Consider the following 12,808-nt stretch of genomic DNA (forward strand, 5'->3'; position numbering starts at 1 on the left):
ATCTAATAAAAGAATTTAATTAACTTAATCATTAGTAGTTCTATTTGTTGGTATGATGACGTTAGTGTTTTCTGAAGTCACAAAATAAGAAGAATTTTTAGAAGGACAGATTGATTAACAAGGTCAAAAAATTATTCAGTGAATTTAAAACTGATGATCTAGTTATCACATTTGCTAATAATTTTCAAAAAGGAAGCGATGTTTTCAATAGCATCAGTGACCGCAATAGTGCTAATATTGAAATATAAAGGAAGGACAAACAACTTCCCTAAATCTTTTTAAGAACCTCCAGAATTTCAATATGGCATTTCAGAAACTGGCGAAGGGACGTTATAATTTAAAGCACTTTAAAAAATATAATAAATTCTTTAATCCACCTACTGATTTAGAAGTTGCAACCAAGGCATACTACATTCTCGTACTAAAAATATTAGCGTAATTAAATTTAAAAAACTACTTTTTAGTCAATATTTATAATTAATTTAATAAAAATGAATGATTTTTCATGCATTTAAACCGCATTAAACCACTGTTAATTTTTTATCAACATTATCAACATTTGTTTTATTTTGTAAAAATCATTAAATTTATATTTAATCGATTAAAAATAAATTTTTAAAATCTCACATGATTTCTGACCATCAGATTTTTATTAGATAATAATATACCTTTAATTTAAAACTTAAAGAAGGATATTGAAACTAATAAAATTTGAATAAGCGATATATAAATTATGTACATATATATTCATACATCAAAAAAAAGTAGGAAGTTAATTGAAAAAATAAGATTTTTTACATACTGTTTAGATACGCTTTGATTCATCAGTTTCATGATCAATCAAATATTGGTAATCCTTACTAAATTCTATTGTTTCTAAGTATTTTTCAACAAATTCAATAATATTAGCTTCTACTCTAAACTGAACGTAACCAACTTTCTTCTTTTTAAGATGACCAAAATCTTGGTAAATTTGTTTGATTAATAGTTCTAACTTATGTTGATTTCAAGAAGTATCAATATGGACTACAACAATATTTTTCATTAATTTGTAAAGTTTTTGTACTGGTGGAGGCGGTGGTAGTTCAGTAGATAAATGGTACGAATCAATCCGGTCGTGAAGTGCCGCAATACCATCATCAACTTTTTGGTCTAACTTATCAACCTTTTGATTGGTTTTATCAATTTCCTTTTTTAACTCACTTTTAGTGTTATCAATCTTTTTGTCTAATTTATCGACCTTTTGATTGGTTGTATCAATTTCTTTTTTTAATTCAACTTTATTGTTATCAATTTCCTTTTTCAACTCGATTTTAGTGCTATCGATTTTTTGATTTGTTTTTTTAATTTCTTTTTTTAACTCAACTTTATTGTTATCAATTTCCTTTTTTAATTCAATTTTAGTCTTGTCGATTTTTTGATTGGTTCTATTAATTTCCTTTTTTAATGCGGTTTTGATGTTCTGAACGCTTTGAGTTGTTTTCTTAGAATTTTCGGTAAGTTCTTTTAACTGCTTAAGAACCAATTTTTGAAATTCAGTGTCATTATCTTTTTCAGCCATACTAATTACCCCTTTTTGATACCTATAATAATAAGTTTTAAAATTCAATCTTCTTGTTTTTAATAGTTGAAAACAAGGGTAATTTATTATAAATTATTGTCCTTTTTTGGATTTGTAATTTTGTAAAATCATTCTAAATTTAACATTAAAACTGATAACGATGCATTATTACTACTTGTCCAATCTAAATCATTATGTAAATCGTTAGGAAATATGTAGTTTTTACTATCTCAATATTAGATCAATAAATCAAGATTCTTTTAAACTTTTTAACCAGTTACACTTCTTTAATCAGGATGATGAAACTTCAAAGAATTTAGTTTAAATATATTATCGTAAATAATTGCATAAGTTATTTGAAAATAAGATATCAAACTAGCAAAACGATTAGCACTTTGCACACTCAATTGCTAAGAAATAAAAAAAACTAACAGTTGCTAAATCTGAATTAAAAGACAGAATGATAGATTGATAAAAGAAATAAAATTATTAAGATTTCAATTTTATAATGCAAAAAAATCCTGATTTTTTAATTTTTATAATTATGTAAGGTTAATACGGATCTTGTAGTTTTGATGTTTAAAATGTTTTTATAATTTTCAAATTCATAGTTGTAAAACACATTGCAAAAGTAATCTATTCACAGTTAGATTATATTAGATATCAAATTATTGAAATTTTTAGCCATAATAAAATTTGTAGTAATCATCGTCTCGAGTTATTGTTTGGTTTTATCGTTGCAATTTAATGACTAATGATAAGTCGCTTATATAATCTAATTCATTTCATTTATGACCTTAATGTAATCGAGACTAGTGTGGTTATTAGGACCGAGTTTAACTTAGTGGTTGTCTTCAATATTTTTAATTTGCGTCCTATTGTTTGTCAAGACAAAATTTAAGAATTTTTCATATGATTATTAGTTTGTTGGATTCTGCAATTTTTAATTTTGTTATTTTTTTAACTTCTATTTAAAAGATAAAATACTTTCTTGTAATCCTAAGATTTTGGACTACAAAGGATTTAATTTTTAGATTTTTCTATCAAAAAGCACGATTTTTTAAACAAACCACTTGACAAAAAAAAAAAAAAAAACAAAATATTACCATCATTTAAAAACAAAACATGAACTTTTTCTAAACTTTATGTTTATTTAAGAAGAATCATGTTATGTTATGTGAGGTATCTAAATGAAAAAGTTTAAAAAGAAGTTTTTATTAACTGGATTGGCATTGGCGGTTCCGTTGGTAGGAGCTATTGCATCAGCGTGCTCTGAGGTTAGTCAAGATGGTCCAACTCCTCCTCCTGGCAGAAATAACTCTGGACAAGGTGGGCAAAACCAAGCAGGCGGCTCTGGTGGTACATCAGGATCAGGAACTACCCAAGGCGGCTCTGGTGGTACATCAGGATCAGGAACTACCCAAGGCGGCTCTGGTGGTACATCAGGATCAGGAACTACTCAAGGCGGCTCTGGTGGTACATCAGGATCAGGAACTACCCAAGGCGGCTCTGGTGGTACATCAGGATCAGGAACTACCCAAGGCGGCTCTGGTGGTACATCAGGATCAGGAACTACCCAAGGCGGCTCTGGTGGTACATCAGGATCAGGAACTACCCAAGGCGGCTCTGGTGGTACATCAGGATCAGGAACTACCCAAGGCGGCTCTGGTGGTACATCAGGATCAGGAACTACCCAAGGCGGCTCTGGTGGTACATCAGGATCAGGAACTACCCAAGGCGGCTCTGGTGGTACATCAGGATCAGGAACTACCCAAGGCGGCTCTGGTGGTACATCAGGATCAGGAACTACCCAAGGCGGCTCTGGTGGTACATCAGGAACTACCCAAAGCAGATCTGGTGAAACTAGAATGATGAAAAAGAACATTGAAAACATACTTTAACATTTACCTGATTTCTTATAATTAGTAAGAAACAGAGTTACATTACTTGAATTAAAAAAAGCAAAACTCTATGACAAAAAGGGTTTTGCTTTTTAAATATAAAATGCCTCAATTTTATCTTTTTTATTATAGCAACTATATATCAACAATTAAAACCTCAAATCAATCACATTTTTTGGTTTTAAATATCAATTTCTGTACAAAATAACTTTACTCATGAACAAAAGATCTATTCATGTTGTTCTTCTTCTGTCAATTTTTATAAAAGTAAATAATTCCCTTAAAACCAAAGTTCAAGAGATTTATTTAAACCAGATATAATACATATGATTATACCGCTGCTTAAAATTAACTTTACAAAATCTAAGTATTTTTAGTTTATATCATCCAATCGTGATCATATTTCATGTGTATAGCAAATAATCATTTGCTAAATTTTGCCATTTTTATAACCCTATTTGAATTTTTGATTTTTTATTCCGATGAATCAATCATATTATGGGATTGATCTAAATGAATAAATGTAATAATAAATTTAACTAACTGAATTGGCGTTAGTAGTTTAATTGGTCGGCATGATTCGGTTATCGTGTTTTGAAGTTACAAAAGAAGACACTCTACAACTGCTGAGAAGAAAAAAGAAAGATTATTTTGCGAATGGAAGCCGAAGGTGTAAGTCACTACATTTGCTAATAATTTTAAAAAGAACAAGGAAAATCACTAATGGATATTAGCAACTGCGATAGACTAATGCACAGATTAAAGACGATTAGAAGTTAACTTCCATAAATTCTTTTCGAAACCTCCAGAATTTCAACATGGCATTTCAAACACTGGCGATAGGGAACCATTATGTTTAAAATTACTTTGAAAAATACAGCAAATCTTTGATCTATCTACTGATTTCGATGTTGCGACCAAGGCCTCTTCCATTCTCATACTAAAAATATTAGCGTCGCTAGATTTAAAAAAACTACTCGATAAATGAAAATAGTTGAGTACTTTTTAATTACTTTTAAAGTTCAAAATCTATAAAACCTTTATTTCTAATTTTATATATTTTCATTATTTTCATTTTTCAAAAAATAAAAAAACTACTTTTTAGTTAATCTTCATAATTACTTTAATAAAAATGAATGATTTATCATGCATTTAAACCACTTTAAATCACTGTTAATTTTTTATCAACATTATCAACTTTTGTTTTATTTTGTACAAATCATTAAATTTATCTTTAATCGACTAAAAATAAATTTTTAAAATCTCACATGATTTTTGACCATCAGATTTTTATTAGATAATAATATACCTTTAATTTAAAACTTAAAGAATTATATTGAAACTAATAAAATTTGAATAAGCGATATATAAATATATAAATATTTATATATCAAAAAAAAGTAGGAAGTTAGTTGAAAAAAACAAGGCTTTTCAAATACTGTTTAGATGTGCTTTGATTCATCAGTTTCCTGATCAATTAAATATTGGTAATCCTTACTAAATTCAATTGTTTCTAAGTATTTTTCAACAAATTCAATCATATTAGCTTCTACTCTAAACTGAATGTAACCAACTTTCTTCTTTTTAAGATGACCAAAGTCTTGGTAAATTTGCTTAATCAATAATTCTAACTTATGTTGATTTCAAGAAATATCAACATGTACTACAACAATATTTTTCATTAATTTATAAAGTTTTTGTACTGGTGGGGGTGGCGGTGGCGTCTCAGTAGGTAAATGGTACGAATCAATCCGGGCGTTAATTGCAGCATTACCATGGTCAACTTTTTGGTCTAACTTATCAACCTTTTGATTGGTTTTATCAATTTCTTTTTTTAACTCAACTTTATTGTTATCAATTTCCTTTTTCAACTCGATTTTAGTGTTGTCAATTTTTTGGTTTGTTTTTTTAATTTCCTTTTTCAACTCTGTTTTATTGTTATCAATTTTTTTGTCTAATTTATCAACCTTTTGATTGGTTTTATCAATTTCTTTTTTTAACTCAATTTTATTGTTATCAATTTCCTTTTTTAACTCGATCTTAGTGTTGTCGATTTTTTGGTTTGTTTTTTCAATTTCCTTTTTTAACTCGGTTTTGATGCTTTGAACGTTTTGAGTTGTTTTCTTAGAATTCTCGGTAAGTTCTTTTAGTTGTTCAAGAACCAATTTTTGAAATTGAGAGTCATTATCTTTTTTATCCATACTAATTACCTCTTTTTGATACTTGTAATAAGAAGTTTAACATTAAACTGTCTTGCTTTTAATCGCTGAAAACAAGGGCACTCTATTATAAATTATTTTGTTTTTTTTGAATTTCAAATTTTGCAAAATAATTCTAAATTTAACATTAAAGCTGATAACGGTGCATTACTACTACTACTACTTGTCCAATATAAATCATTATGGAAATTGTTATATAAATCATTATGGAAATTGTTAGCAAGTATGTAGTTTTACTATATCAATATTAGATCAATGAATAAAGATTTTTTTAAACTTTTTAACCAGTTATACTTCTTTAATCAGGATGATGAAACTTCAAAGAATTTAGTTTAAATATATTATCGTAAATAATTGCACAAGTTATATTTGAAGACAAGATATCAAATTTGCAAAGCGATTTCCTCCTTCTATATTTCAATTAGTAAAAAATTAAAAACTAACAGTTGCTAAAACAGTTATTAAATATGAGTTAAAAAGCATAATGATGAATCTGTAAAATAAATAAAAATTATTAAACTTCTAATTTATAATGGAAAAAATTCTGATTGTTTAATCTTTTTAATAACCATGAAAACTAATATACATCTTGTAGCTTTAGAATTTAAGATTTTTATATTTTTGTAGTTTATAACTTATTAAAAAAATGAATAATTTTTATTGTTAACTAAATTTATATTACAAATTTTTAGTCTTATTACTATTAAATTCAGTTTTGTTTTGATGTTTTAAATTTCATTAATCAATTTCATTTTGATTTCCAAATTCACAGTTGTAAAACAGATTGTAAAAGCAACCTTTCTATAATTAGATCTGTAATAATTAGATTTTATCTTATATCAAACTATTGGAATTTTTAGCAATAATAAAATTTGGAGTAATTAGTGTCTCGATTTGTTGTTTGGTTTTATCGTTTCAATCTAATGACTAATGATAAATCAATAACAATCAATCCATTTTTATTTGAACATTACTAGTTCCAGATTACTGTGGTTATTATAATCGAGTTTAAATTGGTGTTTGCCCTCAATGTTTTTAATTTTTCACTTTCTTAAAAATGATTTTGAAAATTCGATCTTTGAGTAAATTAGTTTTATTAAGTTTATTTTGAAAGCTAAATTAATTTAAAAAAACCTAAATATTTATAATTTGCATCATATTGCCAAAAGAAAATTTAACGAATCTTTTATATGATTGTTAGTTTGTTGAATTCTGCAATTTTTAATTTTGTTATTTTTTTAACTTCTATTAAAAAGACAGAATATTTTCTTGCGACCCTAAAATTTTGAACTGCAAAGGATTTAATTTTTAGATTTTTCTATCAAAAAGCACGATTTTTTAAACAAACCACTTGACAAAAAAAAAAAAAAACAAAATATTCCCATCATTTAAAAACAAAACATGAAATTTTTCTAAACCTTATGTTTATTTATGAAGAATCATGTTGTGCTACAAGAGGTATCTAAATGAAAAAGTTTAAAAAGAAGTTTTTGTTAACCGGATTGGCATTAGCGGTTCCGTTGGTAGGAGTCATTGCATCAGCTTGCTCTGAGGTTAGTCAAGATGGTTCAACCCCTCCGCCTGGCGGAAATAATGGTGGAACCGCTGGTCAATCAGGAAGTGGCTCTGGTGGAACCGCTGGTCAATCAGGAAGTGGCTCTGGTGGAACCGCTGGTCAATCAGGAAGTGGCTCTGGTGGAACCGCTGGTCAATCAGGAAGTGGCTCTGGTGGAACCGCTGGTCAATCAGGAAGTGGCTCTGGTGGAACCGCTGGTCAATCAGGAAGTGGCTCTGGTGGAACCGCTGGTCAATCAGGAAGTGGCTCTGGTGGAACCGCTGGTCAATCAGGAAGTGGCTCTGGTAGTTCCAGTATGATGATGAAAAATAATAACATCGAAAACATACTTGAACATTTACCTAATTTCTTATAATTAGTAAGAAACAGAGTTACATTACTTTAATTAAAAAAAGCAAAACTCTATGACAAAAAGGGTTTTGCTTTTTAAATTTAAAATACCTAAAATTTATCTTTATTATCGCAACCATATATCAAATAATTAAAACCTTGAAATCTATGAAATTTTTTGGTTTTAAATATCAATTCCGTATTATAAAACAACTTTAATTATAAACAAAGACCTATTTATATTGTTCTTCTTTTGTTAATTTTATAAAAGTAAATTTCGTTAAACTATAGTTCAAAAGATTTATTTGAACCAGATATTGTACATATGATTATGCCTCAACTTAAAATTAGTTTTACAAAGCCCAAGTATTTTTAGTTTATATCATCCAATCGTGAGCATATTTCATGCGTATAGAAAATAATCATTTGCTAAATTTTGCTATTTTTAGAACCCTACTTTAATTTTTGATTTTTTATTTCCGATGAAATGAATCAGATAATAGGATTGATCCAAATGAGTAAATAAAATAATAAAATTTAACTAACTGAATTGGCCTTAGTAGTTTCATTAGTCGGTATGATTCGGTTATCGTGTTTTCAAGTTACAAAAGAAGATACTCTACAAAAGTTGAGAAGAAAAAACAAAGATTATTTTGCGAATGGAAGCCGAAGGTGTAGCGACTACACTTGTTAATAATTTTAAAAAGAATAAGGAAAATCACTAATGGATATTAGCAACTGTGATAGACTAATGTACAGATTAAAGACGATTAGAAGTTAACTTCCATAAATTCTTTCCAAAACCTCCAGGATTTCAACATGGCATTTCAGAAACTGGTAATAGGATGTTATACTTTAAATTACTTTAAAAAATATAATAAATTCTTTAATCCATCTACAGATTTCGAAATTCAACTAAGAACTCTTTGCATTATCACACTAAAAATGTTATCGTAATTAGATTTAAAAAACAACTCGATAAATGAAAATAGTTAAATACTTTTTAATTACTTTTAAAGTTCAAAATCTATAAAACCTTTATTTCTAATTTTATATATTTTCATTTTTCAAGAATAAAAAAACTACTTTTTAGTTAATCTTCATAATTACTTTAATAAAAATGAATGATTTATCATGCATTTAAACCACTTTAAATCACTGTTAATTTTTTATCAACATTATCAACTTTTGTTTTATTTTGTAAAAATCATTAAATTTATATTTAATCAATTAAAAATCAATTTTTGAAATTTCACATGATTATTTTGGGTCTTGATCATAAAGTTTTACTAGATAACAATGTACCTTTAATTTAGAAATTAAAGAATTATATTGAAACTAATAAAATTTGAATAAGCAAATAGATATCAAAAAACAGTAATTTTGTTTGAAAAATAAGATTTTTAAATATTGTTTAGATACGCTTTGATTCATCAGTTTCCTGATCAATCAAATATTGATAATCCTTACTAAATTTTATTGTTTCTAAGTATTTTTTAACAAAATCGATCATATTAGCATCTACTCTAAACTGAATGTAACCAATTTTCTTCTTTTTAAGATGATCAAAGTCTTGGTAAATTTGCTTAATTAATAATTTTAACTTATGCTGATTTCAAGAGTTATCAATATGAACTACAACAATATTTTTCATTAATTTGTAAAGTTTTTGTACTGGTGGGGGCGGCGGTGGCAGGTCAGTAGGTAAATGGTACGAATCAATCCTGGCGTTAATTGCAGCGTTACCATGGTCAACTTTTTGGTCTAACTTATCGACCATTTGGTTGGTTTTATCAATTTCTTTTTTTAATTCAATTTTATTGTCATCAATTTCCTTTTTTAACTCGATTTTAGTGTTGTCAATTTTTTGGTTTGTTTTTTCAATTTCCTTTTTCAACTCAACTTTATTATTATCAATTTCCTTTTTCAACTCAATTTTAGTGTTGTCAATTTTCTTGTCTAGTTTATCAACCTTTTGGTTGGTTTTATCAATTTCCTTTTTTAACTCGGTTTTGATGCTCTGAACGCTCTGATTCGTATTCTTAGCATTTTCAGTAAGTTCTTTTAGCTGTTCAAGAACCAATTTTTGAAATTGAGAGTCATTATCCTTTTTAGCCATACTAATTACCTCTTCTTGATACTTGTAATAAAAAGTTTTAACATTAGGTTTTCTTGCCTTAAATAGTTGAAAACAAGGATAATCTATTATAAATTATTTTGCTTTTTTGAATTTGTATTTTTTTAAAATAATTCTCAATCTGACATTAAAACTGATAACGATGTATTACTACTACTTGTCCAATCTAAATCATTATGAAAATCGTCAACAAATATGTAGTTTTACTATATTAATTTAGATCAATAAATAAAGATTTTTAAACTTTTTAAGCAGTTACAATTTTTTAATCAGGATGAGAGGGCTTCAAAGAATTTGGTGCAAATACATTATCGTAAATAATTGCATAAGTTATTTGAAGACAAGATATCAAATTAGCAAAACGATTGGCACTTTGCACACTCAATTGGTAAGAAATAAAAAAAACTAACAGTTTCTAAATATAAATAAAAAGGCAGAATGATGAATCTTTAAAATAAATAAAATTAAACTTCTAATTTATAATGGAAAAAATTCTGATTCTTTAATCTTTTTAATAACCGTGAAAGCTAATATACATCTTGCAGTATTGGAATTTAACATCTTTATATTTTGTAGTTTATAGTTTATTCAAAAAATGAATAATTTTTATTGTTAACTAAATTTATATTACTAATTTTTAGAGTTATTACTATTAAATTCAGTTTTGTTTTGATGTTTGAAATTTCATTAATCAATTTAAATTTAGTTCCCAAATTCATAGTTGTAAAACAGATTGTAAAGGTAATCTATTCACAATTAAATTTTATCAGATATCAAATTATTGAAATTTTTAGCCATAATAAAATTTGGAGTAATCATCGTTTCGAGTTATTCTTTGGCTTTATCGTTGTAATCTAATGACTAATGATAAATCAATAACAATCAATCCATTTTTATTTGAACCTTACTAGTTCCAGGTTACTGTGGTTATTATAATCAAGTTTAAATTGGTGTTTGTCTTCAAGGTTTTTAATATTTTGCTTTCTTAAAAATAATTTTGAAAATTCGATCTTTGAGTAAATTAGTTTTATTAAGTTTGTTTTACAAACTAATTAATTTTAAAAAACCTAAATATTTTTAATTTGCATCATATTGCCAAAAGAAAATTTAAAGAATTTTTCATATGATTATTAGTTTGTTGAATTCTGCAATTTTTAATTTTTGTTATTTTTTTAATTTCTATTTAAAGAATACAATAATTTCTTACAATCCTTAAATTTTGGACTATTAAGGATTTAATTTGTCGATTTTTTTATCAAAAAGCACGATTTTTTAAACAAACCACTTGACAAAAAAAAAAAAAACAAAATATTACCATCATTTAAAAACAAAACATGAAATTTTTCTAAACCTTATGTTTATTTACGAAGAATCATGTTAAGTGAGGTAAGTAAAATGAAAAAGTTTAAAAAGAAGTTTTTATTAACCGGATTGGCATTAGCGGTTCCGTTGGTAGGAGCCATTGCATCAGCGTGCTCTGAGGTAAGTCAAGATGGCCCAACAACACCACCACCAGCAACCGGCGATCAATCTCAAAAAAATCCACCAGCAACCGGCGATCAATCTCAAAAAAATCCACCAGCAACCGGCGATCAATCTCAAAAAAATCCACCAGCAACCGGCGATCAATCTCAAAAAAATCCACCAGCAACCGGCGATCAATCTCAAAAAAATCCACCAGCAACCGGCGATCAATCTCAAAAAAATCCACCAGCAACCGGCGATCAATCTCAAAAAAATCCACCAGCAACCGGCGATCAATCTCAAAAAAATCCACCAGCAACCGGCGATCAATCTCAAAAAAATCCACCAGCAACCGGCGATCAATCTCAAAAAAATCCACCAGCAACCGGCGATCAATCTCAAAAAAATCCACCAGCAACCGGCGATCAATCTCAAAAAAATCCACCAGCAACCGGCGATCAATCTCAAAAAAATCCACCAGCAACCGGCGATCAATCTCAAAAAAATCCACCAGCAACCGGCGATCAATCTCAAAAAAATCCACCAGCAACCGGCGATCAATCTCAAAAAAATCCACCAGCAACCGGCGATCAATCTCAAAAAAATCCACCAGCAACCGGCGATCAATCTCAAAAAAATCCACCAGCAACCGGCGATATGATGAAATCTAATTCCAATATTGGTTCACTTGAAAATTTGCCAATGTTCATTAAACTTACAAAATAACCGGTTAAATTATTTTAAAAAACAAAACCTGATGCAAATTCGGGTTTTGTTTTTTAAAATTTAAAACACCTCAAATTTCTCTTTTTATAGTTAAGTATCAAATCATCAAAAATCTAAAAATTAATTATATTTTTTTGTTTTTTATTTTGCATAAAATAAGTTTTTAGGTGCCCAAAAATTAAATTTAATCATTTTTACTTATTCCCTTAATTTACTTTGTTCTTAAAAGTAAACAAAGATTAATAATTAACACTTTTATATTGTTACTTTCCGTATGATTATTTCACAATCTAAAACTAAGTTTAAAAAATACGAATATTTTTCGTTTTCATGAAAGACTCAAAATCAGATCTCAAGAACTACCGTGTCAAATGATAATTTGCTAAACTTTTTTATCCTTACCATTCATTTTTTCATTTTTTACTAATAAAAGACATGAATCTTCAATCAAGGAACTTAACAAAAAAATAAAAATTTATCAGATTGATCATGTACTAAAATATATTTTTGAAACTTTTTATGATTGTGAATGATTATGATGCAGATTAATCTATATGAAAATCTAGAAAAGAATTTAATTAACTTAACCATTAGTAGTTCTATTTGTTGGTATGATAGCTTTAGTGTTTTCTGACGCACAAAATAAGAAAACCTTGCAGAAGGTCCAGATTAAGAAGGTCAAAAAATTATTCGGTGAATTTAAAACTGATAATCTAGTTATTACACTTGCTAATAATTTTCAAAAAGGAAGTGATGTTTCGAATAGCATCAGTGATCGCAATAGTGCTAATATTGAAGCATAAAGGAAGGATAAACAAACTTTCCTAAATCTTTTTAAGAACCTCCAGAACTTCAATATGGCATTTTAGAAACTGGTGGAGGATCATTATGTTT

8 protein-coding genes are annotated in these 12,808 nt (G+C 27.7%); 5 read left to right on the forward strand and 3 right to left on the reverse strand.

The window, feature by feature from the left end; all coding sequences use genetic code 4:
- The first annotated feature begins 301 nt into the window (after positions 1-301).
- On the forward strand, positions 302-439 hold the full coding sequence (locus tag ABDB96_RS02820; RefSeq protein WP_343251277.1) for a hypothetical protein: 138 nt from the start codon (positions 302-304) through the stop codon (positions 437-439).
- Between the two features lie 366 nt (positions 440-805).
- Here ABDB96_RS02820 and ABDB96_RS02825 read toward each other — a convergent pair whose 3' ends face one another.
- Entirely contained in the window at positions 806-1,561 is a 756-nt protein-coding gene (locus ABDB96_RS02825) for a hypothetical protein (protein ID WP_343251278.1), read from the reverse strand.
- Between the two features lie 1,190 nt (positions 1,562-2,751).
- Here ABDB96_RS02825 and ABDB96_RS02830 point away from each other — a divergent pair.
- A complete protein-coding gene (locus ABDB96_RS02830; RefSeq protein WP_343251279.1) occupies positions 2,752-3,462 on the forward strand; it encodes a hypothetical protein in 711 nt (236 codons plus the stop codon).
- Between the two features lie 1,442 nt (positions 3,463-4,904).
- On the opposite strand, the gene ABDB96_RS02835 is transcribed toward ABDB96_RS02830, so the two are convergent.
- A complete protein-coding gene (locus tag ABDB96_RS02835; protein WP_343251280.1) occupies positions 4,905-5,663 on the reverse strand; it encodes a hypothetical protein in 759 nt (252 codons plus the stop codon).
- Between the two features lie 1,484 nt (positions 5,664-7,147).
- Here ABDB96_RS02835 and ABDB96_RS02840 point away from each other — a divergent pair.
- Positions 7,148-7,612 carry a hypothetical protein gene (locus tag ABDB96_RS02840; protein WP_343251281.1) on the forward strand — a complete coding sequence of 155 codons (465 nt, stop codon included), beginning with the start codon at positions 7,148-7,150 and terminating at the stop codon, positions 7,610-7,612.
- Positions 7,613-9,001: 1,389 nt separating this feature from the next.
- Here the strand turns inward: ABDB96_RS02840 and ABDB96_RS02845 are convergent.
- Entirely contained in the window at positions 9,002-9,706 is a 705-nt protein-coding gene (locus ABDB96_RS02845) for a hypothetical protein (RefSeq protein WP_343251282.1), read from the reverse strand.
- Between the two features lie 1,413 nt (positions 9,707-11,119).
- Here ABDB96_RS02845 and ABDB96_RS02850 point away from each other — a divergent pair.
- Positions 11,120-11,914, forward strand: a complete 795-nt coding sequence (locus ABDB96_RS02850) for a hypothetical protein (protein WP_343251283.1) — start codon at positions 11,120-11,122, stop codon at positions 11,912-11,914.
- Positions 11,915-12,525: 611 nt separating this feature from the next.
- On the forward strand, positions 12,526-12,717 hold the full coding sequence (locus ABDB96_RS02855; RefSeq protein ID WP_343251284.1) for a hypothetical protein: 192 nt from the start codon (positions 12,526-12,528) through the stop codon (positions 12,715-12,717).
- Positions 12,718-12,808: the final 91 nt, after the last annotated feature.

The organism is Mycoplasma amphoriforme A39 (assembly GCA_000723365.1).
GTDB classification, from domain to species: Bacteria; Bacillota_I; Bacilli_A; order Mycoplasmatales; family Mycoplasmoidaceae; genus Mycoplasmoides; species Mycoplasmoides amphoriforme.